At 58.7% G+C, this 21,898-nt stretch carries 19 protein-coding genes and 2 tRNA genes; 8 read left to right on the top strand and 13 right to left on the bottom strand.

Features of this window, described 5'->3' with window-relative positions:
• Window positions 1-9 precede the first annotated feature (9 nt).
• Together DWZ52_RS06480 and DWZ52_RS06485 are read right to left on the bottom strand one after the other, a co-directional pair.
• Entirely contained in the window at window positions 10-840 is an 831-nt protein-coding gene (locus DWZ52_RS06480) for an acyltransferase (protein ID WP_118385160.1), read from the bottom strand.
• Window positions 841-846: 6 nt separating this feature from the next.
• Window positions 847-1,785 carry a glycosyltransferase family 2 protein gene (locus DWZ52_RS06485; protein ID WP_233524913.1) on the bottom strand — a complete coding sequence of 313 codons (939 nt, stop codon included), beginning with the start codon at window positions 1,783-1,785 and terminating at the stop codon, window positions 847-849.
• Between the two features lie 162 nt (window positions 1,786-1,947).
• Here DWZ52_RS06485 and DWZ52_RS06490 point away from each other — a divergent pair, with 162 nt between their 5' ends.
• The 4 genes from DWZ52_RS06490 (at window position 1,948) to tagD (ending at window position 4,229) form a co-directional block, all read left to right on the top strand.
• Window positions 1,948-2,793, top strand: a complete 846-nt coding sequence (locus tag DWZ52_RS06490) for an ABC transporter permease (protein ID WP_233547279.1) — start codon at window positions 1,948-1,950, stop codon at window positions 2,791-2,793.
• Between the two features lie 11 nt (window positions 2,794-2,804).
• On the top strand, window positions 2,805-3,572 hold the full coding sequence (locus DWZ52_RS06495) for an ABC transporter ATP-binding protein (RefSeq protein ID WP_117639984.1): 768 nt from the start codon (window positions 2,805-2,807) through the stop codon (window positions 3,570-3,572).
• A 54-nt stretch (window positions 3,573-3,626) separates the two neighbouring features.
• Window positions 3,627-3,700: transfer RNA gene (locus DWZ52_RS06500), tRNA-Arg, on the top strand.
• 52 nt (window positions 3,701-3,752) lie between these two features.
• Complete coding sequence (gene tagD, locus DWZ52_RS06505; RefSeq protein ID WP_118385162.1) at window positions 3,753-4,229, top strand: glycerol-3-phosphate cytidylyltransferase; 477 nt, start codon at window positions 3,753-3,755, stop codon at window positions 4,227-4,229.
• 46 nt (window positions 4,230-4,275) lie between these two features.
• Here tagD and DWZ52_RS06510 read toward each other — a convergent pair whose 3' ends face one another.
• The 11 genes from DWZ52_RS06510 to aroF all read right to left on the bottom strand — a co-directional run bounded on the left by DWZ52_RS06510 (window position 4,276) and on the right by aroF (window position 16,917).
• The gene (locus DWZ52_RS06510; protein ID WP_117639980.1) at window positions 4,276-5,385 is read right to left on the bottom strand and encodes a phosphorylcholine transferase LicD; all 1,110 of its coding nucleotides are present in this window, start codon (window positions 5,383-5,385) and stop codon (window positions 4,276-4,278) included.
• Window positions 5,386-5,610: 225 nt separating this feature from the next.
• On the bottom strand, window positions 5,611-6,735 hold the full coding sequence (gene glf / locus DWZ52_RS06515) for a UDP-galactopyranose mutase (RefSeq protein WP_117639979.1): 1,125 nt from the start codon (window positions 6,733-6,735) through the stop codon (window positions 5,611-5,613).
• A 164-nt stretch (window positions 6,736-6,899) separates the two neighbouring features.
• Window positions 6,900-7,901, bottom strand: a complete 1,002-nt coding sequence (locus DWZ52_RS06520; RefSeq protein WP_117639977.1) for a translation initiation factor 2 — start codon at window positions 7,899-7,901, stop codon at window positions 6,900-6,902.
• Entirely contained in the window at window positions 7,901-8,350 is a 450-nt protein-coding gene (locus DWZ52_RS06525) for a DUF4869 domain-containing protein (protein WP_117639975.1), read from the bottom strand. The genes DWZ52_RS06520 and DWZ52_RS06525 overlap by 1 nt, the downstream gene beginning before the upstream one ends.
• A 130-nt stretch (window positions 8,351-8,480) precedes the next feature.
• Window positions 8,481-10,232 carry a type II 3-dehydroquinate dehydratase gene (gene aroQ / locus DWZ52_RS06535; RefSeq protein ID WP_233547281.1) on the bottom strand — a complete coding sequence of 584 codons (1,752 nt, stop codon included), beginning with the start codon at window positions 10,230-10,232 and terminating at the stop codon, window positions 8,481-8,483.
• Window positions 10,233-11,378: a prephenate dehydratase gene (pheA, locus tag DWZ52_RS06540; RefSeq protein ID WP_118385163.1), complete on the bottom strand. Its 1,146-nt coding sequence runs from the start codon at window positions 11,376-11,378 to the stop codon at window positions 10,233-10,235.
• Between the two features lie 43 nt (window positions 11,379-11,421).
• Window positions 11,422-12,519 (bottom strand): chorismate synthase, encoded by a 1,098-nt coding sequence (gene aroC / locus DWZ52_RS06545; RefSeq protein ID WP_118226978.1) that lies wholly within the window; start codon window positions 12,517-12,519, stop codon window positions 11,422-11,424.
• 1 nt (window position 12,520) lies between these two features.
• On the bottom strand, window positions 12,521-13,840 hold the full coding sequence (gene aroA, locus DWZ52_RS06550) for a 3-phosphoshikimate 1-carboxyvinyltransferase (RefSeq protein ID WP_117757150.1): 1,320 nt from the start codon (window positions 13,838-13,840) through the stop codon (window positions 12,521-12,523).
• Complete coding sequence (gene aroB / locus DWZ52_RS06555; protein ID WP_117629149.1) at window positions 13,834-14,940, bottom strand: 3-dehydroquinate synthase; 1,107 nt, start codon at window positions 14,938-14,940, stop codon at window positions 13,834-13,836. Before aroB ends, aroA begins: the two co-directional genes overlap by 7 nt.
• 36 nt (window positions 14,941-14,976) lie before the next feature.
• A complete protein-coding gene (locus DWZ52_RS06560; protein ID WP_118385164.1) occupies window positions 14,977-15,891 on the bottom strand; it encodes a prephenate dehydrogenase/arogenate dehydrogenase family protein in 915 nt (304 codons plus the stop codon).
• A gap of 3 nt (window positions 15,892-15,894) precedes the next feature.
• Complete coding sequence (gene aroF / locus DWZ52_RS06565) at window positions 15,895-16,917, bottom strand: 3-deoxy-7-phosphoheptulonate synthase (protein ID WP_117629151.1); 1,023 nt, start codon at window positions 16,915-16,917, stop codon at window positions 15,895-15,897.
• A 204-nt stretch (window positions 16,918-17,121) separates the two neighbouring features.
• Here aroF and DWZ52_RS06570 point away from each other — a divergent pair.
• From DWZ52_RS06570 to DWZ52_RS06585, 4 genes are all read left to right on the top strand, one after another.
• A tRNA-Arg gene (locus tag DWZ52_RS06570) sits at window positions 17,122-17,198 on the top strand.
• Between the two features lie 76 nt (window positions 17,199-17,274).
• Window positions 17,275-19,992, top strand: coding sequence for an HAD-IC family P-type ATPase (locus DWZ52_RS06575; RefSeq protein WP_118385165.1), 2,718 nt, complete (start codon window positions 17,275-17,277; stop codon window positions 19,990-19,992).
• 103 nt (window positions 19,993-20,095) lie between these two features.
• Window positions 20,096-21,238, top strand: a complete 1,143-nt coding sequence (locus tag DWZ52_RS06580) for a zinc ribbon domain-containing protein (protein WP_158572423.1) — start codon at window positions 20,096-20,098, stop codon at window positions 21,236-21,238.
• A gap of 107 nt (window positions 21,239-21,345) precedes the next feature.
• Window positions 21,346-21,888 (top strand): peptidylprolyl isomerase, encoded by a 543-nt coding sequence (locus DWZ52_RS06585; RefSeq protein WP_118385167.1) that lies wholly within the window; start codon window positions 21,346-21,348, stop codon window positions 21,886-21,888.
• Window positions 21,889-21,898: the final 10 nt, after the last annotated feature.

Here is a 21,898-nt window from a genome sequence, read left to right on the forward strand (position 1 = left end):
TCGCAATATTCAGCGGTGCTCATGCGGGCAAATACTCAGAAGTTTGATTCCATCAAATGCAACGAATATAGCCACGGTCACAATCATCCAGTTGAAGCTTGGGTCAGATCTTTCAAGTCCAAAATATGCGCTCACAATATCGATGATAAAGAATGAGATGCCTGCTGTTTTGATAAACCAAGCTTCTTGCCTATTCAATAACGGGTTAACACGCTTGACGAAATATCCCATGCAAAAGAATGTGAAATACGTTCCTCCGAGAAGCGATTGCGGAATAATGCGTTGAAGCATGCTTATGGCCGCCGCAAAAGTGACATGCTGAGAGTTGATGAGCAAAGAGTTTGCAGCGGATGACAGACCACCCCATGCATAGATTCCTAAGGTCACAAACAGGGCAATTTTGCAGGTACGATCATCGAGGGCGTCGAACATTTTGGACAGTACCGGTGCTACTAAAATGAACGGAATGAGTGCCGGGACAAACCACCAGCCGCCTTGAACAAGGCTGCTGGTGTATCGGATGTAGTTGGTATCTTGAAGCTGGCCAGTCGCCGCTTTGTAAGCGTACAAAAGCGTTGCATAGATAAAGATGGGAAGAAGTAGCGATAGGGCTTTCCCGAAGAGGTAATCCTTGTAACTCTTCTTTAATGGCTTCAGTGCGAAATAGCCCGACAGACAGAAGAATATCGGGTCACAGATAATCGCAGCCGTGCTAGCTATTGCGCTAGCGTTGATATTTCGAAAACTGCCAAGTTGCGGTGCGATGTGAACTACAACAACTAGAAACATTGAGAGGGCTCTTAGAAGATCCCAGTTTGTAAGACGCTTGCTTGTGCTCATTAGAGTTTACTCACCTTTTGAATTGCGCGTTTTGTATACCTGAAGCTCCCATTGTTTCTTTTCTACCTTGGCGACCGAGTCGAGGATGAAGCCCGTCGCCAGACTGAGGCCGCACAGGAACATGAAGCATGCGGCGAGCATGGCAGTAGGGAAGCGGGGAACCAACCCAGTGCGGAAGTACTCAACAATGATGGGGATGCCGAGCGCGAGGCCGATAACGGCGAAGAGCAGCGCGATGAGGCTGAAGAACTTGAGCGGGCGGTAGTCCTTGAAGAGCGTGCCGATCATGGCGATGACCTTGATGCCGTCGCCGACCGTGTCGAGCTTAGACTCCGATCCCGCGGGGCGGTCCCTGTACTCCACCGGGACGTCCTTGATGCGCCAGCGGTGGTCGACGGCGTGGATGGAGAGCTCGGTCTCGATCTGGAAGCCCTCGCTCAGAACGGGGAACGTCTTGACGAACGGCTGGCTCATGGCGCGGTAGCCCGTCATGACGTCCTCAAAGCTGTAGCCGTAGATCCACTTGATCATAGAGCGGACCAGGTCGTTGCCGAATCCGTGGAAGGCGCGCTTGTTCTCCTCGGCGTAGGTGCCGTTGGACAGGCGATCGCCCACGGTCATGTCCGCCTCGCCCGCGATGACAGGGTCGCAGAGCGCGCGGGCCGATTCGGCGGGGTAGGTGTCGTCGCCGTCGACCATGAGGTAGCAGGCAGCGTCGATGTCGCGGAACATCTGGCGGCAGACGTTGCCCTTGCCCTGGCGCGGCTCGAGGCGCACGGTGGCGCCATGCTCGCGCGCGATTCGGGACGTGCCGTCGGTCGAGTTGTTGTCGTAGACGTAGACCGTGGCCCCGGGGAGTTCGCGGTGGAAGTCGTCGATGACCTTGCCGATGGTGACGGCCTCGTTGTAGCAGGGAATGATGACCGCTGTGTCTGTATAGTCCAAGATGAATGCCCCCATAAGTTATTAGCAGGTTGCTAGTATACCTGTCGGCTGGTGCCTGTAATTACTATGGGGTACTTTTCCAGATTTGGATCGCTGAGTTAGTTGCCGCGTTTGAAGGCTATACTTTCCACTGTTATGTATTACGAGACAAGGAGTTGGTCCGTGACTGACAGCGTAGATAGTCAGAAAGCGGTGGCTAAGCCGGCCTCTCACACTAAAAATGATTTCGAAAAAGACAAATACATCCTGAGGCAGCTTGTCACTAAGGATTTTAAGATTAAGTATCGTCGCAGCGTTTTGGGTGTTGCGTGGTCGGTGCTCAATCCGCTTCTTATGATGGTCGTCATGTCCATTGTGTTTTCGACCATTTTTGGTCAGAGCCGCAATGGCTCCATTACGCCTGAGATGTATCCGCTGTACCTAATCGTCGGTAACATTACGTTCTCGGTTATGTCCGAGTCGACGAACCAGGCGCTCATGTCCATCATCGCGGCGTCGTCCTTGCTTAAAAAGGTTAAGGTGCACCGCTGGGTGTTCCCGGTTCAGAAGGTGCTATTCTCGCTCGTTAACTTTGCCTTCTCTCTGGTTGCCGTCGCGCTGGTTATGCTGTGGTTCCATGTTCTTCCTACCTGGCATTTAATCTTGCTGCCGGTTTGCCTGTTTTTGCTTATGTGCTTTTGCATGGGCTTGGGCATGATGCTCTCGGCGCTTGCCGTATTCTTCCGCGATGTTATGCACCTCTGGACCGTCGTTATCACCGCATGGATGTACCTGACGCCTATCTTCTGGACCACCGATTACATTAGCCAGATGGCCCATTGGATTCAGGTGCTGGTTGTTGTGAATCCCATGTACAACTACCTGCAGTTCATGCGCGATATCTTCCTGTTTAACACGACGCCCTCCATGCTTACGCTCGGACTTTGCGTTATCTGGTCAGTTATCGCTTTGGTTGTCGGTTACGCCGTGTTCCATAAGACCGAGCACAAGTTTATTCTCTACATTTAAGGAGCGCTGTAATGACTGAATCTGCTATTGATTACAGCAAGCAGCCCCTTGCTGTTGAGGTTAAAGACGTCACCATGATCTTCAATATGGCGTCTGAGTCTTTAACGAACCTTAAGGAATACTTTATTAAGCTTGCTAAGCACGAGCTCTTCTTTGAGGAGTTCCGCGCGCTTAAGCACATCTCTTTTGATGTTCACCGCGGCGAGGTTGTCGGTCTGGTTGGTACTAACGGTTCTGGCAAGTCTACGATGCTTAAGATCATCGCTGGCGTTCTGGAGCCCAGTGAGGGCGAGGTTAAGGTTCACGGCAACATCGCCCCGCTCATCGAGCTGGGCGCCGGCTTTGATCCCGAGCTTACAGCACGCGAGAATATCTACCTTAACGGCGCACTGCTCGGTTATACCAAGGAATTTATCGATGCGAGCTTTGACGATATTATCGAGTTCGCTGAGCTTAAAGACTTTGTCGACATGCCGCTTAAGAATTTCTCGTCGGGCATGGTCGCGCGCATCGCCTTTGCTATCGCCACCATTACCGAGCCCGATATCCTTATTGTTGATGAGACGCTTTCTGTTGGCGATGTGTTCTTCCAGCAGAAGTGTGAGCGTCGCATTCAGCATTTTATTGAGAGCGGCGACGTTACGGTACTGTTTGTTTCTCATTCCATGGAGCAGGTTGAACGCATTTGCCAGCGAGCGGTTTGGATCGAGAAGGGCGACCTGCGCATGGATGGTCCTGTCGATGAGGTATGTAAGGCGTACCACGACCAGTTTAAGTAGGGTATAATTTATGCGTTGTGCAAACACGCTTTTGGCGTATTTGCATGACTCTACGCTCCATTAGCTCAGTTGGATAGAGCAGGGGACTTCTAATCCCAAGGTCGACGGTTCGAATCCGCCATGGAGCACCTGTATTTATCGAGCCGTCAAATCGACGGCTCTTCTTTTATGGAGTAGCTGATGGGCACATTTTCGTCTGTTCGGATTGAGGCCAATTCCGATCTTCTGGAGAACGGTTTATCGGGTGCGGACGATCGCCATTCCTTAAAACGAGTACTTACGTACGGAACGTTTGATTTGCTTCATTATGGTCACATTCGCCTTCTTCAGCAGGCATCTAAGCTCGGCGACTATCTCATCGTTGGGCTCTCAACCGATGAATTCAATGCTCTAAAAGGGAAAAGGAGCTTCTATTCCTATGATGTGCGGCGTGAGATGCTTGAAGCGCTGCGTTATGTTGACTTGGTAATTCCGGAAGACAATTGGGATCAAAAGCCTCGAGACATAAAGATGTATCACGCTGATGTTGTGTGCATGGGAGGCGATTGGGCTGGCGACCCTCGCTTTGAATCATTGAAAGATATTTGCGATGTTGTCTACTTGAATCGAACTCCTGGTATTTCGACTACTGAGGTAAAGGGCAGGCTTGCTCAATAAAATTGCCCCGTGTATTGCATGGTAAGCACGGGGCAATTTTTAACCATTAATCAAGCAGGCGTTTCATGGCAAGATTTGAGGACCCACTTTCCAGCTCGTTATGATTGACGTGTTGGAAGTGACTGTTAATGTCATTTGGAAGCTCGTAGATATCCCCATAGCGGCTCCAGAGGAATAAATCGGGGTTATTCGGCTCCTCGAGTTGTGTGCCCTCAAACGCTATAGCTTTAGTGGGGAAGAGGTCTGCAATGGGGTAGACCCATTGTTTCTGTTTTCCATCATCAAGGTTGTCGATAGCCCACATGATGCCCTTGGCATGCTCCTTATCGCATATGATTCCGGCCGCTTTGGACTTTTCGAGGCATCGATCGTAATGCTTCTGAATCAGGCTATTGTTCTCGCCCGAGTAATAAGGCTCGTCATGCCAGAATGTCAGCGCTCTGTCTGACTCCATTTCTTCGACCATTTGAACACGGAGTTTTCGCTGCTCTTCGGCGAATTTGTTGTCAGTTGAAGGAGCCCAGTCATAAATGAACAAATCCAGAAAACAGGGTATGTTTTCGTCGTTGTAAAGAAATCTAACTTGTCGACAGTGGACAAAACGGTCGTAAACAATTGATATTTTATATCGGTTGTCGTCTTCAACGATGTCGCATAGCTTTTCTAGATCATCGCGCATGATTCCAAGGTCGGTATCATCGTCCCAGGGAATGAATCCTTGATGCCTAATGGCTCCGATAAGTGTTCCGAAGTTAATCCAATAATTGATGTCGTTCTCTTTGCAGAGAGTGTCGAATTCCCCCAACAGTTTTCCGCATCCAAGCTGCAAAAGCCTTAATCCGCCAGTTGCTTTTGGGAGCTCTTTAAAGAAACGCTCCTTTGCTTCCTGGATAGTTTCTTCTGGTCGCTTGTACTCTTCCCACGCAAACATTTTCATGTGCTCATCATGGGCATCGAGGTTCTGAGCAATCGACTCAATAATTGGAATTGCCATATTGTCGAACTTGTAGTTGATGTTCATGTTGATGCCGTTATCGGCGACTTCAATGCGATGATAAATTCTTTCTAGCTCTTCATGTAGCCTGTTTATATCGTCATGCATGGCGTGAAGCGACCTAGATGATGCTGGTAGAAGTTGTTTAATTTTGTTGAGCATTCAATACTTCTTTCTATTTATTTAGCATTACAAGCAATCAAATCCATTCTTTTGCAAATTCTAGTTGGTTAAGAATGAATGACTGGAATGATTGCTTTAAACATCATTTACATTTTATCAATTTGAGGCGAATGTACATTTTACCCTTGGAAATAGACCGGCGGAAGCGTAACCACTTCGCCGGCCTATTGATTCATTTAGTAGGGACTGTGAATCGCTCGTCTCTTACGCCTCCGTGGGCTCCACGCCCAGCTCGTTGCGGACGAGCTCGAAGGCGGCGGCGATGGCCTTGTCCATGTCGTAGTACTTGTAGCCGCCCAGGCGACCGGCGAAGATCACGTCGCCCTCCTGCGCCGCCAGCTCCTCGTACTGCTTGTAGAGGGCCTCGTTCTTGGCGTCGTTGATGGGGTAGTAGGGCTCGTCGCCGGGCTTCCAGTCGGCCGGGTACTCGCGCGTGATGACGGTCCTGTCCTGCGTGCCGAACTCGAAGTGCTTGTGCTCGATGACGCGCGTGTAGGGGACCTCGCGCTCGGTGTAGTTGACCACGGCCACGCCCTGGTGGTCGGCCTCGTCGAGGGTCTCGGTCTCGAAACGCAGGCTGCGGTACTCGAGCGTGCCCAGCTTGAAGTCGTAGAACGCGTCGATGGGGCCGCAGTAGATCGTCCTGGCGGCGATATCGGGCTCGGCGGCGGCCAGCTCCTTGTACTCCACGCCGCAGCGTACCTCGACGCCCTCGAGCATGTTGGCGACCATCTTGGTGTAGCCGCCCATGGGGATGCCCTGGTAGCGGTCGTTGAAGTAGTTGTTGTCGTAGGTGAAGCGGCAGGGGAGGCGCTTGATGATGCTTGCGGGCAGGTCCTTGCAGTCGCGGCCCCACTGCTTCTCGGTGTAGCCCTTCACGAGCGTCTCGAAGATGTCGCGGCCGACGAGCGACAGCGCCTGCTCCTCGAGGTTGGCCGGCTCTCCGATGTTCTCGGCGGCCACCTGCTCTGCGATCTTGGCCTTGGCGTCCGCCGGCGTGACGACGTCCGGCCACATCTTGGCGAAGGTGTTCATGTTGAAGGGCATGTTGTACATGTTGCCATGGAAGTTGGCTACCGGCGAGTTGACGTAGTTGTTGAACTCGGCGAAGCGGTTGACGTAGTCCCAGACGTCCCTCATGGAGGTGTGGAAGATGTGCGCGCCGTAGCGGTGGACCTGGATGCCCTCGACGTCCTCGGTGTAGACGTTGCCGGCGATGTGGTCGCGGCGATCGATGACCAGGACCGACTTGCCGGCGCGCCTGGCGGCATTGGCAAAGACGGCGCCCGAAAGGCCGGCACCGACGACGAGGTAATCGTACTGGGACATTGATGTGCTCCTTTGTATGTAATCAAACAGTTACTTAAGATTTGGGACAAATAAACCTGATAATTCTGTTCTAAGGATTAGTGTACCAGGCGTGTTGTAGGCTTTCTTTCAGCAGCTTCAGCTCATGTGCATAGCCCCGGTTTCTAGATGATTTAAAGAATCTGCTAATTCGTCTTCAAACACTCCGGTAAGACTTTCGATACGGCATTCATTGCCTGCGGCTTTAGGTACTGCTCGTTGAGTCGTGCCTTTTTGTAAGCGTAGCGAGTGTCTGCTGAGTATTTGACCAGCACATCGGTGAAGAACCGCTCCCAGCTTAAATAATCGCGACTTTCGATATAGCTTGAGGGGTCCTCGAGGATCTTGGGAATGTCGCTGCTGGGTATGAGCCCGGAGCGCAGAAGTGTCCACTCGAATGATTCCGGGAGGAACAAGCGAACGTTTTTGTAAACGCGCTGTCCCAGTACCTTTTCAATGTAGGGGCCAAACGCTGCGCCGTCTCCTATGGCAAGGATGTTTTTCTCGGGACATTCGTGAATCATTCGTTTTAGATTCGCTACGCCGGTAGCGGTATGGCAGGGGATTCCCAGTCGGTTGCAAAGGGCGCTGTAGAATTGATAGCCAGACTTGCTATCCTCGACAACTATGGCGTCGGGTACCTCGAATCCAACATTTAGATCCTGGTAAAGCATGTTTGCCGTGTGGCTGTATATCGGTTTTGTTACCGAGTAGAAGCGTTTATCGCTCTTTCGGCCATTGATTGTTTTACTCGTGGTGTTTACCAGCTTTAGGATTTCGTTGACACTGTAGGGGAGTTCGCTGGCGTCTCGACGAGATATCAGGACAAAATAGTTGGACGACCCGTTAACGGCTTTTGCGAAGTCTTTTGAGTAGATAAATTCGTTACCCTCATCTAAAAAGATTATTGAGTCCTCGATAATCGAAAGCTCGCGTTCCCAACGCCTGCCAGATAGCGTTTCACAGGGAACGTCACAACTGAGCGTGACGCCGCTCTCCGGTCCACGATCGTTGTAGTCGCGAATCATCGAGATGAGTGTCGTTTTGCCCGTGCCGCTGTTGCCGCGGATGAAGGAAATATTGCGTTTAAAGGTGAGCGTGTATTTGACTTTTGCGCGCTCCACGACAACGGTGTGTGTTCCCTTCATTATTCATCAACATCCAAAAAGTCATTCGTGGCGCCGACAAGCTCCTGCATGTTCCTGACGATGCGGCCATCGTTATTAATGCGAATCTCAAAATGCTTCCAGGGGAATTTCATGATGTGGTAAAGGGTTACCAGCACATCCTGCTCTTTGCCAATTTTGAGCAGCCAGCGGGCGCAGTTATCTCCGCAAGTGGATGCATTAAACACCATGTTTGGTAGATTGCGCACCAGCAGCAGCGTCTTAACGCCGCCGGAAAGCTCGAGGGGCGTAATCGAACCGAGCTGTTTGCTGATGATGTTGTGGGGGCCGATGAGCTCTGAACCGTCAATACTTTTAATCATCTGCGCTGCCATAGGGTCCTCGAACCAGGAATCCAGGTACGAGTTCCTAAAATAGGTTTCGGTATCGTAGATGGAACCGGGGTAATCCCCCAGGTGAATGCTCAGCATGTGGGTCTCCAGACGTTGTGTGACTGCAACGATTATATGCCAGTAATAAAATGCCGGCAGCAGCGAGGTGCTGCTGCCGGCGCTGGAGTTCTGTTCGTGTGAATCGTTGCTAATAAATGGATTCGCGAGGCTACTTTTCGAGACGCTCTTTCAGCAGCTCCAACGCGTGGGCGTAGCCCTGGAGGCCCTCGCCGGTGATGGTGGCGAAGCAGGCCAGGCGGGCGTAGCTTACTTGTCGGAATTCCTCGCGGGTCTCGACAGCGCTGATGTGGACCTCCACAGCCGGGATGGCGACGGCCTTGAGGGCATCGAGGATCGCCACGCTCGTATGCGTATAAGCGGCCGGGTTGATGACGATGCCGTCGACCTTGCCGTAGGCCTCCTGGATCTTGTCGACGATGCTGCCCTCGTGGTTGGACTGGAAGACCTCGATCTCGTCGAAGCCCTGTGCGGCACCTGCCTCCTGGCAGATCTGCACTAAGCGGTCGTAGTTGTCGCTGCCATAGATGCCCGGCTCGCGAATGCCGAGCATGTTGAGGTTGGGGCCGTTGATGACGAGTGCTTTCATGGTTGCTTCCTTTGCGATTGGAAAACCACCACAAAGGCGCCTGTCCCCTTTGTGGTGGTTTTGGTTAGAGGCGGGTGGGAGGGTGTCGAGGAGGGCTTGGGCGGTGTTGGCGGCGCAGTCGCGTGAGTCGATGATGTAGTCGGCCCAGGAGCGGTAGCGCGGCATGCGCTGCTCGGCGAGCTTGTCGATGCCATCGCGCGCCGTGATGGGGCGGCCCTTGTGGGCGAGCTCGTCGAGCTTGCGATTGAGCATCACAATCTGGCTGTTCTGGTGCAGCAGCGGGTAGTTCTCGTCGCGCGTGACCACGCCGCCGCCGGTGGAAAGCACCAGGCCGCTGCGCTTGGAGATGTCGGCCAGCGCCGCCGTCTCCTGTTCGCGGAACGCCGCCTCGCCGCGCTCGACGATAAAGTCGGCGCAGGGCATGCCCAGGCGCTCCTCGAGGGCGCGATCCAGATCGATGTGCTCTCGCCCCGTGAGCAGGGCAATCTGCTCGCCCACACGGGTCTTGCCCGAGCCCGGCATGCCGATCAGCGCGATGTTCTGTTCGCGGCGTGACAGGCGCTCCGTTACGTCCAGAATGCGCTCGCGCGGAGTGACCTGGCCGGTGTAGCGCTCAACGGCTTGCGCCGCCTGGGCCACGAGCATGAGCAGACCGCCGATGCAGGGGATGTCGCGGCGCTCGGCCTCGAGCATGAGTCCCGTGCGAGCGGGGTTGTAGACAATGTCGATAACGCCCTCGAGCGCATTGAGCCCCTCGAGTGTGCAGGGGGCGTCGGGACAGTGGGGGAACATGCCGGCGGGCGTGCAGTTGACGAGCAGGGCAGCGTCGGACTGCTGCGAGATATTGTCGTAGTTGACCTGGCTCGTGCGGCCCACGGGCACGACGGTGGCGCCCAGATCGCCGAGCACCATACTGGCCGTAGTACCCGCGCCGCCGGTGGCTCCGAGCACGAGGACCTTCTTGCCGGCAACCTCTACGCCCAACTCCTCGACCAGACACTGAAAACCAAAGTAGTCGGTGTTGTCGCCGCGCAAACAACCGTCAGGCAGGCGTGTGATGGTGTTGACGTTGCCCATGCGCTCGGCGAGCGGACTCAGCTCGTCCAGATACTCCATGACGGCGCGCTTGTAGGGGATGGTCACGTTGGTGCCCTCCCATTCGTCGCCCGTCATAAAGGCCTGGAGGTCCTCGGGCTCGCGCTCAAAACGCACGTATTCGAGCCCCGCGAGCTCCTTGTAGATGGTCGGCGTGTAGCTGTGGCCAAGCACGCGGCCCAGCACGCCGTAGGGGCGGGTTGCGGCGACATCGGTCATCTAGAGCACCTCCGTGTAGCTGCCAAAGTAGGTAAAGCTCTCGCACACGTCGTCGATGGAATCGAGCAGGTCGTCGAGGGCCCTGCTGCCAAAGGGGCAGTCCAGGTCAAAGTAGAACATAAACTCAAAGTCGCGGCCGGGGATGGGGCGGCTCTCGAGCTTGATGAGGTTGATGTTGAGGGCGTAGAAGCGCTCGAGCACCCGGTAGAGGGCGCCCGGCTCGTTGGTCGTGGTGATCATGAGCGAGGTGCGGTTGGCACCGGGGTAGACGCGCGGCTCGCGGCTGATGACGACAAAGCGCGTGTAGTTGTTGTCCGAGTCCTGGATGTTGGATTCCAGTATCTCCAGGCCATACAGTGCGGCACAGCTGCGCGAGGCGATGGCGGCAACGTCGGTGCGGTCGGAGTTAGCGACCATCTCGGCCGACATGGCCGTGTTGGGGTACTTGGTGGCGTGCAGGTCGTGGGCTTCGATAAAGCCGGCGCACTGGGCAATGGCTTGGCCGTGGCTGTAGACCTCACGCACGTCTGCGAGCTTGGTGCCGGGTTTGACGAGCAGGTTATGGTCGATCTTGAGGCGCAGCGAGCGCACGATATGGAAATCGAACTGTGCGAGCAGGTCGTAGACGGCGTTGACGGAACCCGCGGTGGAGTTTTCGATGGGCAGCACGCCAAACTCGCAGAAGCCGTCACGTACGGCGCGCATGACGCCCTCGAAGGTCTCGAAAAACGCGATGTCGGGCACGTCGAAGAGCTTGCACGCGGCGATTTGGCTGTAAGCGCCCTCGACGCCCTGGCAGGCGACGGTGGCCGTTTGAGGGAAGGGCGTGTCGGAGGCTGTAGCCGTGGCGTGGGCCTTTTGCGAGACGGTGATGCCCTTGAGCTCGTTGATGTAGCGCTGCTGCTCGGCCTTGCTCATGCTCATGAGCAAGCGGAACAGGGTGATGGTCTGTGCCTCATAGCGCTCGGGCGCGCGGCTGGCGAGGTTGTTGAGCTTGGAGCGCTCACGGGCGGGGTCGAAGACGGCCTTGCCCATCTCGATTTTTGACTTGGCGACCTCGGTGGCAATGTCCATGCGCTCGACAAAGCTGTTGAGGAGCGTGGCGTCGATGCCATCGATGGCCTGGCGGATGTCAGCAAGGTCCATGGAGACCCCTTTCACGTGTCGGGGGATGTTGAGGGGTGGGTAGTTAGCGCTGGGCGGCGTCTTCGAGGAGGGCGTCCCAGATGGCAAGGGCGGCGGCTGCCTCGGCTACGGGGACAGCTCGGGGGACGATGCAGGGATCGTGGCGGCCGTGGACCGAGAGCTCGGCATTTTCCATAGCGTCCATGTCCACCGTCTGCTGCTCGCGGCCAATGGAGGGCGTCGGCTTTACGGCCATGCGCCACATGACGGGCGCGCCGGTCGAAATACCGCCCAGGATGCCGCCGGCGTTGTTGGACTCGACCTCGATCTCGCCGGTCTCGGCATCGATGCGATACGGATCATTGTTCTCGCTGCCGCGCATGGCGGCCACGGCAAAGCCCATGCCAAACTCCACGCCCTTTACGGCGGGAATGCCAAACGCGATCTGCGCGATGCGGTTCTCGATGCCGTCGAACATGGGGTCGCCGATGCCTGCGGGAAGCCCGTAAATGCCGCACTCCACGATGCCGCCGATGCTGTCGAGTTCGTCACGCGTGGCTAGGATTTCCTCGCGCATGCGGCCGGCTGCGGCGGCGTCAATGCACGGCAGATCGTTCGTAAGGATCGCCTTGCGGTCGGCCTCGCGATAGACTATGTCGTCCATCGGCAGATCGGAGATGCCGCCGATCTGCGCCACATGCGCCATCACTTTAATGCCGCGGGCCTCGAGTGCCTGCAGCGCAATGCCGCCGGCGATGCACAGGGGTGCCGTTAGGCGGCCGGAGAAATGCCCGCCACCGGCGACATCGTGCATGTTGTGATACTTCACGCGCGCAGGGAAGTCCGCATGTCCGGGGCGGGGCTTGCGGCGCAGCTCGGAGTAATCCTTGGAGCGCGTGTTGGTGTTCTCGATAATCGCGGCAATGGGCGCGCCGGTGGTGTGCCCATCGACCACGCCGGCGATGATTTGGGCGGCGTCGGCCTCGCGGCGCTTGGTCGCGGTCTCGTCGCGACCGGGGGCGCGACGGTCGAGGAAGGCCTGCAGCTGCTCCTGGTCCACGGCGATACCTGCCGGAATGCCATCGAGGGAGCAGCCGATGGCGGGGGAGTGCGACTGGCCGAAGATGCTTAAGTGCAAGACGTTGCCAAAGGTCGAGGACATGCTATTCCTCCTCGAGTGTGACCTTGCCGCCCAGCAGGCGGTAGTGGTCGAAGAAATCGGGATAGGACTTGTTGACGGCCTCGGCGCCGTGGATCACGACCTCGCCGGTGGCGCGGCTCGCGGCGATAGCGGCCATCATGGCGATGCGATGGTCGTTGTGCGAATCGACCTCGCCGCCGGTGAAGGCATCGACACCCTTGATGATGAGGTCATCGCCGGCAATGCGCACCTGCGCGCCCAGCGCGGTGAGCTCGCGGGTGGTGGTGACCAGACGGTCGGATTCCTTGATGCGTAGACGGGCGCAATCGCGGATAAAGGTGCGGCCCTGTGCCAGCGAGGCCACGGCCGAGATGACGGGCACCAGGTCCGGAATGTCGTGGGCACTCATCTCAAAGCCGGCGAGCTTGTCGGACTGCACGGTGGCGGCGTTGGTGGAGCGCACGATGCGGGCGCCAAAGCGCGAAAGCGCGGCAAGCACGTTACGGTCGCCCTGTGCGGAGCTCAGTGACACGCCCTCGACGGTGATTGGGTCGGTGCCGATGGCACCGGCGCACAGCCAAAAGGCGGCGTTGGACCAGTCGCCCTCGACGGCTACGCTGCCGGGCGTGCGGTACGAGCCGCTGCTCACGCGGAAGTTCGTGACCTCGGGCTGGCCGTCCTTGGCCGGAATGCGCTCGACGTTGACCTCGACGCCAAAGGCCTTCATGGCCTGTATCGTCAGGTTGATGTAGGGGCGGCTCTCGATGAGGCCGGTTACCTGCACGCAGGAGGGCTGGGCCAGCAGCGGGGCTGCCAGCAGCAGGCCCGAGATGTACTGCGAGCTCACGTTGCCCGGAAGCACAAAGGTGCCCGGGCGCATGCGGCCGCTCGTCTTGAGCGGAAAACCGCCCAGACCCTGTAGGTCGCAGCCGGCGGCGATGATCTCGTCCGAGAGCGGGGAGAGCGGGCGGGCGCCCAGGCGGCCCTGGCCTACGAAGGTGGCATCCGCACCCAGCGCGCAGGCGACAGGCAGCATAAAGCGCAGCGTGGAGCCACTTTCACCGCAGTCAAGCGTGCCGCCGGCAAGGGCCTTGAGCAGGCCAAACTCAACACTCTTCATGGTGGGGTGGACCTGGAAGCCGTCCTCGACGGTCTCGATGCGAGCACCCAGTGCCGTAAGGCAGCGCACCGTGGCCTCGATGTCGGCGCAGGTGGTGTTGCAGGTGACGTGCGTCTCGCCGTTGGCAAGCGCAGCGCAGATGATGAGGCGATGCGCCATCGACTTGGACGCGATGGCGGGAACGGTGCCCTTGAGCGGGGACGGGGTGATGCGGGCTAGCATGCGGATGCGTCTCCCTTCTGGCCGAGGCCCTCGGCAATGAGTTCGTGGAAAGTGGAAAGCGGTGTGCGGTCGATGCTGCAGCGGCCAATGCCGTGCGGAATCACCAGGTCTATGGTGTCGCCCGCGCGCTTCTTGTCGTGGAGCGCCTCGGCAAAGACGGTATCGGCATCTAGGTCACAGCGGGTCGTGAGGCCATGACGGGCGCAGAGTTCCTCAATACGACCGGGCAGTGCGGCATCGCAGACGCCGTGCAGGGCCGCGGCGCGCGTGATGATGCCCATGCCGATCGACACGCAGTTGCCGTGTCCCAGCTCAAAGTGCTCGCAGGCCTCGACGGCGTGTCCGGCGCTGTGTCCAAAGTTGAGGAGCTTGCGCTGGTTGGTTTCGCGCTCGTCGGCGACGACCACGGCGCGCTTGATGTCGATATTGCGGGCGATGATGAGCGCTACGCGGGCCACATCGCGGTTGAGCAGCTCCAGCGTGAGCGGGGTCTTCTCCAGCTCGGCGAAAAGCTCCAGGTCGGCGATCACGGCGTGCTTGACGACCTCGCCGCAGCCGTCGGCGAACTGCTCGGGCGTGAGGGTGGCCAGGCACCCCACGTCGGCGATAACCACGCTCGGCTGCCAAAAGGCGCCGGCCAAGTTCTTGCCGGCAGCCAGGTCGATGGCGGTCTTTCCTCCCACCGATGAATCCACCATGGCGAGCAGGCTCGTCGGGATCTGCACAAACTTGCAGCCGCGCATGTAGGTGGCGGCCACAAAGCCCGCCACGTCGCCCACGACGCCGCCGCCGAGTGCCACGATCACGTCGGAGCGCGAAAGCTCGTGCTCGGCCACAAATTCCAAAATGGCAACGTAGGTCTCGGCGCGCTTATGGGCCTCGCCGGCCTCGAAGGTGCAGATGCTCACCTCGTAGCCTGACGCCTCCAGGCTCTGCTTAACGGGCATCTGGTAGAGCGGGCCCACGTTGGTGTCCGTCACGATGACGGCCTTGGTGCCGCCGGCGGTGGCGCGCACGAGCGGCCCCGCCTGCTCCAGCAAAAACGTGCCAACATGCACCTGGTAGGGGCGTGCAGTGTCGATATCGATGGTAATCGCCATAAGCTTCGGTCCTTTCGACCTGGCGTGATGGGTTGTCTAGTGGGAGGCCTCGTCGTCGAGCGCGCGCTTAATGCGGTCGCCCTCGGCAAGGAGGTTCTCCAGATAGCGCTGGTCGCGGTCTTTGAGCGCTCTGCTGTAGGCTCCGAGTGCCTCGATTAGATGGTCAATCTCGAAGGCGAGCGCGTCGGCGTCGTCGATCATGAGCTCGGACCACATCTGGGGGTTGAGGTGCGCCACGCGGGTGAGATCGCGGTAGCTACCGGCCGAAAAGCCGTGGTGGACCTGGGCAGTGGGGCTTTTGACGTAGGCGTTGGATACCACGTGCGCAAGCTGGCTCGTGAAGGCGATGACACGGTCGTGCTCGGCGGCGCTGGTCACGCTGAACTTGCCAAAGCCCAAGGGGCGCACCATCTCGCGCACCTGGCCCAAAAGCTCCAGCTTGAGCGCATCGTCCACCGCGGGCGGTACGAGCACCAGCGGGGCGCCCTGGAACAGGTCGGCGCGGGAGTGTGCATAGCCCGAGTACTGCGTGCCCGCCATGGGGTGCGCGCCCACAAAGTAAAAGCCGTGCTCGCGGGCAAGCTCAAAGGCGCGCTCGCACACGATACCCTTGACGCCCACCGTGTCAATTACCACGGGGCCCATGATGGCCTCGGTTTCGGTGGCGTCGGCGAGTGCCTGGGCGTGTGCCTCGAGCCACTCGATGCAGGCTTCGGGGTAGCAAGCCAGGACGATGATGTCGCATTCGCCGAGCGTCTTGTCGTTGAGCTCTCCGGCGACGGTGCCCATGCTGGCGGCCGTCATGACATCGTCATCGGGGTCCCAGGCCAGCACACGGACGCCCGCCTGCGCATAGCCGCGGGCAAAGCTGCCGCCGATCAGGCCAAGGCCGACGATGCCGGCGCACTTGGGGCCGCCCTGGTTAACGCGCGCGTTTCTCACTGTACCCATGGGCTACTCCATGGTCTCTTGGCAGACAACCTCGCGGATGGCTCGGATGCGGCGCATGGTGTCGTCGAACTGATCGGGGGTGAGGGCCTGGGCGCCGTCGGACCATGCGCGGCTGGGCTCGTCGTGGACCTCGATCTCCAGGCCGTTGGCACCGCAGGCGGTCGCGGCGAGCGCCATGGGCTCAACGTAGCGGGTGTAGCCGGTGGCGTGGCTGGGGTCGGCGACGACGGGCAGGTGCGACAGGTGGTGCAGCACCGGCACGGCGTTGAGGTCGAAGGTGTTGCGAGTACGGGTCTCGAAGGTGCGGATGCCGCGCTCGCACAGGATGACGTTGTCGTTGCCCTCGCTCATGATGTACTCGGCGGCCATGAGCAGCTCATCGATCGTGCCGGACATACCGCGCTTAAGCAAGATCGGAGTCTTGGTCTTGCCGACCTCTTTGAGCAGGGGGAAGTTCTGGGCGTTGCGGGCGCCGATCTGCATGACGTCGATCTTCTTGTCCAGGAAGACCTGCACGTCGCGCGGGTCCATGATCTCGGTGACGATCGGCATGTCGAGCTCGGCAGACGCCTCGCACAGCAGGTCCAGACCGGCGGGGCCCATGCCCTGGTAGGCGTACGGGGAAGTGCGGGGCTTGTAGGCGCCACCGCGCAGCATCGTGGCACCGGCGGCCTTCACGCGGCGGGCGATGCGGATGAGGTTCTCGCCCTCGACGGAGCACGGGCCGGCGATGACCTGGAACTGATCGCCGCCGATCTTGACGCCGTGGCCGCAGTCGATGACGGAGTCCTCGGGGTGGAACTTGCGGTTGGCGCGCTTGAACGGCTCGGAGACGCGCTGCACGCGCTCGACGACGTCCATGGACTCGAGCAGGAATGGGTCGATCTTGGTCGTATCGCCCACCAGGCCGATGATCGTCTCGTTCTCGCCGCGCGAGACGTCGGTCTTGAGTCCCTTTTTCTCGATCCAGCTGACGATGTGGCTGACGGCCTCGTCGCTGGCGCTCTGCTTTAAAATTGCAATCATGGTGTGCCTCTCACCTCGATGGATAGTCCTTGCAAAAACGGCCCGCATTGCGAGCCGTGTATATATGGTGCATGAGAGTTTATACTATCTGACTTGCTTTTGCCTTCTAAAGTGGGCCGTTGCACCGCGTCTTCCTCGGAATTGCAAAGCTTTTTCTTTTATTTTGATAGCCCGTGGTGCACTTGGGTATAATGCCAAACGTTGGCCCTATTAGCTCAGGGGATTAGAGCGTCTGCCTCCGGAGCAGAAGGCCGTTGGTTCGAATCCAACATGGGGCACCATCGAACGTAAGACCGTCCGAACCTCGCATGGTCCGGGCGGTTTTTCTTATACCGACGCGACGTGATGGGACGTGGTATGGCAGCAACGGATATCGAGCGCGGACTCTCGACCGCCGAGGTCGAGGAGCGCATCGCCGCCGGTAAGATCAACCGCAACATGGAGCTCAAGACCAAGTCGGTCAAAGAGCTCATCATCGAGAACCTCTGCACGCTGTTCAATTTGATCAACGTGATCTTGGCGTTCCTGGTCATTTTGACCGGTTCGTTTAAGAATCTGACGTTCCTGTTCGTGGTGTTCCTCAATACCGCTATTGGCGTCATTCAGTCCATGCGTTCCAAGAAGATGGTCGATAAGCTCACGCTGCTGACCTCCAAGAAGGCCATCGCGGTGCGCGACGGCTCCGAGGTGGAGCTCGACCTGGACCAGATCGTGCTCGACGACATCATCCGCCTGGGGCGTGGCGACCAGATTCCCGCTGACGCCGTGGTGGTTTCGGGCGAGGCGCTCGTGAACGAGAGCCTGCTGACGGGCGAGAGCGACCTTATTAAGAAACAGCCCGGTTCCGAGCTCATGAGCGGCAGCTTTATCGACTCGGGCCTGCTGCGCGCCCGCGTGATCCATGTCGGCGCCGACAACTACGTGGCCAAAATTAATAACGAGGCCAAGTACGTCAAAAAGGTCAATTCCGAGATCATGAACGCGCTTAACGCCATCGTGCGCTTTGCGAGCATCATCATGATCCCGCTCGGTTTGGCGTTGTTTGCCTCGAGTGTGAGCGAGCTGTGGGATGCCGCGGGAACCCCGGGCGATAGCGCGCTTTCGTGGTGCTTCTCCGAGCTGTTGGCTGGTCATGTGCCTTCGTCGGCGCTGCTGTCCACGGTGGGCGCCCTGCTGGGCATGATCCCGCAAGGCCTGGTGCTTCTGACCTCGTCGGTGCTCGCCATCGCCACGGTGCGCCTGGCCCGCCGCAAGGTGCTGGCGCAGCAGCTTTACTGCATCGAGACGCTCGCTCGCGTCGACGTGCTGTGCCTGGACAAGACGGGCACCATCACGTCGGGTCGCATGGAGGTCGAGGGTACGTATCCGCTGCCGGTCGAGGGTATGGGTGCGGGGGAGGGCGACGCCGCCGTTCCCGTCGATACCACGGTGCTCGATTTTGCTCTGGCTAACGTGGCGCGTGCGACTTCGGCCGATGCCAACGAGACCTGTCAGGCGCTGCTCAACTATTACGCCGACCGTCCGGTCGAGGTGTCCGAGCCGCTGTCGGTCATTCCGTTCTCGTCTTCCAAAAAGTGGAGCGGCGCGTCGTTTGCACAGGGCTCCTATGTGATGGGTGCGGCGCAGTTTGTGCTCTCTGATCGTGCGTTTGCCCAGGTCGAGAACCGTGTCGCCGAGCTTGCCGATACCTGCCGCGTGCTCGTGGTGGCGCGCGTGGACGGCTTTACGCCCGATGGCGATATGGTGGGCGAGGCCGAGCCCGTGGGCTTTGTGACCATCCGCGACGAGATTCGTACCTCGGCGGCCGAGACCATCGGCTACTTTAACGAGCAGGGCGTGACCCTCAACGTGATCAGTGGCGACGACCCGCGTACGGTGTCGTCGATCGCGCGCGTGGTGGGCGTGCCGGGGGCGGACGCTTATGTGGACGCCACGACGCTCGATACGCCGGCAAAGCTCGATGCCGCAGTGGACCGCTACCATGTCTTTGGGCGTGTGACCCCGCAGCAGAAGCGCGAGCTCGTGCAGGCGCTCAAGCGCCGCGAGCACACCGTGGCCATGACGGGCGACGGCGTCAACGACGTGCTGGCGCTCAAGGAGGCCGACTGCTCCGTCGCCATGGCGGCCGGTTCCGATGCCGCACGTAACGTGGCCGAGATCGTACTTGTCGACAACGACTTTGCCTCGATGCCCGCCGTGGTGGCCGAGGGCCGTCGCTCCATCAACAACCTGCAGCGTTCGGCTTCGCTGTTCTTGACCAAGACGCTGTTCTCGATGGGCCTGGCGGCGCTGTGCATCGCGCTGCCGCCGTACCCTTTCGAGCCGATTCAGATGACGCTCATCAACTTCTTCTGCATTGGCGCGCCGGGCTTTGTCTTGGGCCTGGAGCCCAACAATGCTCGCGTGAAGGGGTCGTTCCTGACGAACGTGCTCAAGCGGGCACTGCCGGCGTCGATTGCGGTCATTTTGGCCGCGGCGCTCGATATCTTTGTGGCGCGCGTGTTTGGCTTTAACCAGCTCACGCTGTCTACGATGTGCCTGCTTACGTCGTGCGCGGCGAGCGTCAGCCTGATCTGGCGCATCTCGCAGCCTCTCACGCCCTTGCGCGTGGTGCTCTTTGTGTTTGTAGTCGCCGGCATCCTGGTGGGCGTTATCGGATTCCCGGAGCTGCTGTCTATTGCCAACCTGACAATGGGCCAGATGGTTATCTTGGCTGTCATCGTGGTCTTTACCTGCTCGGTGTTTTTTAAGCTCGCCACGATGATGGATTCGCTCAAGCCGCGTCGTCGTCATGCCGCAACTGGTTTTGGCCGCGGTGTTCGCGTCCGCCTGGGTCGCGGTGGCGGCAAGGTGAGCTCGACGGGTTCGACGGCGGAGCGTTTTGCCAAGCGCGTCGCCGCCGACATGGCGCAGCGCCGCGAAGCTCGCACCGTTCGTGAGGCCGAGGCCCGCGCACTCGAGGGCGTGGCCCAGGCCCAGCCCAAGAAAAAGAAGCCCACGGGCGCCAAGCGCTCCCGCGTAACCAAGTCCGCCCAAGGCATCAAAGTTTCGATGCCAAGCAAAAAGAAGAAGTAGCTACGCGCCCTGGCGATGTTGAATTGGTGCCTTGCTCCTGTGGGGCCGTGGCGATGTTATGCTCTAACCTCGATTGTTTGAATTGCTTCGAAAAGAGGATGCCGTGATCTGCCCGCATTGCCTTAAGACTATCGAGGACGGCGCCTCGTTCTGCCCCTACTGCAACGCCTATGTGGGTCCGGGCGATGGTCCCGAGCACACCGAGTTTGTGTTCTGTGAGGGCTGCGGTGCCCGTCTTTCTCCGCATGATCGCACGTGCCCCAAATGCGGACGCCCCGCTCCGGGTATCCTCTCCGAGGACGCGGCCGCATCCGACCTGGCAGCGGGCCGCACGGCGGGCTTTCCGCGCCTAACGCAAGAGCAGATCGATACCGAGGTGCCGCATGCGCCAGCCTCTGCCGCTGCGGTGCTTTCGGACGCCGCTGACCCCAATGAGACCTGCGTGCTGCCGGCTTTCGATAAGGATTTCGGTATCCCCAAGGTCGATATTCCCACGCCCGTTTCCCTGCATGACGATGCTCAAAAACCCAAGCGCAAGGTGCACCCCGACGAGGACGCCTATCACAAGCATAAGCGTCATATCCCCAAGCCGCTCGTCGTCATCGCGGTCCTTGCCGTCGTTTGCGGCGGTGCCTATTGGTTCGTGACGACCGATCCCATGGGTGTCATGCCCGGCTTTTACGACCAGTTTGGCCAAGCTGCACAGACCACCTTCCCCACGCGCCAAAAGGGCGAGGCCACTGAGGACGATACCAAGCAGGACGATTCTGCCGAGGTGGTCCAGGAAGAAACCGTGCTCACCGATGATCAGCTCTATACCAGGCTCGACGGTCTGTATCAGACCATCGTGTCCTACGCTGACGAGGACCAGATCGGCGAGGTCATCGATTCCTTTAACAACGGTTATCTCCGAACGCCGCTGTCCACCCGTCAGGAGCTGTCGCAGAGTGCCTACGCCCTGCGCGACCAGATCAAAAAGACGCAAGATGAGCTTAACAACCTGAAAGTACAGGACGATACGGTCTATGCGGATGACATCGCCCACTTAATGCAGCTTGCCGAGTGGATGTATGAGCGCGTCGACGTGATCTGCCAGAGCTGGGATATCTCGCTGGCCATTCCCGATGGCGAGTCGATGAGTTCCCACCAAAGCGAGATCCTGGCGCCCATCGCGCAGGGCGGCAACAGCGCGCTGAACCAGTACGATGCCAATGTGGGTTCCTGGAAGCCGCAGCAGCGTTCCTAAAATTAGTTCGCCATAGTCGGCATAACCTACGTGCGCAATTGATGTAAGCCCATGCTTATTGCTACAATTCGTACAAATATGCTTTAAACGCACGAGGAGGGAACCACATGTTTGGTTTTAAGAAAGAGCTCTACACGCCCGAGTATCAGCTTGCCGGCGACGAGTGCGCCGTTATCGAGACGTCGAAGGGTGCCATCAAGGTCAAGTTTGACGGCGAGGGCGCTCCCATTCATGTCGCGAACTTCTGCGAGCTTTCCACGATGGGTTTCTATGATGGCCTTAAGTTCCATCGCTATGTGCCCGGTTTTGTCATCCAGGGCGGCGACCCCAATACCCGCGACATGTCCGGCGCCGACGTCGCTGCCGGTCTTGAGGGCCCCGACGGCATGCCCGGTACCGGTGGCCCCGGCTACTGCATCAAGGGCGAGTTTGCCACTAATCCGCGCAACAGCCATGTCGATGGCGCCCTTGCCATGGCACGCTCCATGGACCCCGATTCCGCGGGTTCGCAGTTCTACTTCTGCCTGGGCGCCCAGCATAACCTCGATTCCGGTTACACCGTCTTTGGTACCACGGTTGAGGGTCTCGATGTGATTTCGCAGCTGCGTGCCGGCGACGAGATCGTCCATGTCGAGATCGTTCACGAGTAAAGGGGACTTC

This window comes from Collinsella sp. AF33-16 (assembly GCF_003475325.1).
GTDB lineage: Bacteria > Actinomycetota > Coriobacteriia > Coriobacteriales > Coriobacteriaceae > Collinsella.

Excerpts from the sequence above, each read along its gene's own strand:
- DWZ52_RS06575 (WP_118385165.1), top strand. The coding sequence starts at position 17,275 with ATGGCAGCAACGGATATCGAGCGCGGACTCTCGACCGCCGAGGTCGAG.
- tagD (WP_118385162.1), top strand. The coding sequence starts at position 3,753 with ATGGGCACATTTTCGTCTGTTCGGATTGAGGCCAATTCCGATCTTCTG.
- pheA (WP_118385163.1), bottom strand. The coding sequence starts at position 11,378 with ATGGACCTTGCTGACATCCGCCAGGCCATCGATGGCATCGACGCCACG.
- DWZ52_RS06520 (WP_117639977.1), bottom strand. The coding sequence starts at position 7,901 with ATGAAGGGAACACACACCGTTGTCGTGGAGCGCGCAAAAGTCAAATAC.
- aroB (WP_117629149.1), bottom strand. The coding sequence starts at position 14,940 with ATGGCGATTACCATCGATATCGACACTGCACGCCCCTACCAGGTGCAT.
- aroF (WP_117629151.1), bottom strand. The coding sequence starts at position 16,917 with ATGATTGCAATTTTAAAGCAGAGCGCCAGCGACGAGGCCGTCAGCCAC.
- aroC (WP_118226978.1), bottom strand. The coding sequence starts at position 12,519 with ATGTCCTCGACCTTTGGCAACGTCTTGCACTTAAGCATCTTCGGCCAG.
- aroA (WP_117757150.1), bottom strand. The coding sequence starts at position 13,840 with ATGCTAGCCCGCATCACCCCGTCCCCGCTCAAGGGCACCGTTCCCGCC.
- DWZ52_RS06560 (WP_118385164.1), bottom strand. The coding sequence starts at position 15,891 with ATGGGTACAGTGAGAAACGCGCGCGTTAACCAGGGCGGCCCCAAGTGC.
- DWZ52_RS06495 (WP_117639984.1), top strand. The coding sequence starts at position 2,805 with ATGACTGAATCTGCTATTGATTACAGCAAGCAGCCCCTTGCTGTTGAG.
- DWZ52_RS06525 (WP_117639975.1), bottom strand. The coding sequence starts at position 8,350 with ATGCTGAGCATTCACCTGGGGGATTACCCCGGTTCCATCTACGATACC.
- DWZ52_RS06585 (WP_118385167.1), top strand. The coding sequence starts at position 21,346 with ATGTTTGGTTTTAAGAAAGAGCTCTACACGCCCGAGTATCAGCTTGCC.
- DWZ52_RS06510 (WP_117639980.1), bottom strand. The coding sequence starts at position 5,385 with ATGCTCAACAAAATTAAACAACTTCTACCAGCATCATCTAGGTCGCTT.
- aroQ (WP_233547281.1), bottom strand. The coding sequence starts at position 10,232 with ATGACCGATGTCGCCGCAACCCGCCCCTACGGCGTGCTGGGCCGCGTG.
- glf (WP_117639979.1), bottom strand. The coding sequence starts at position 6,735 with ATGTCCCAGTACGATTACCTCGTCGTCGGTGCCGGCCTTTCGGGCGCC.
- DWZ52_RS06480 (WP_118385160.1), bottom strand. The coding sequence starts at position 840 with ATGAGCACAAGCAAGCGTCTTACAAACTGGGATCTTCTAAGAGCCCTC.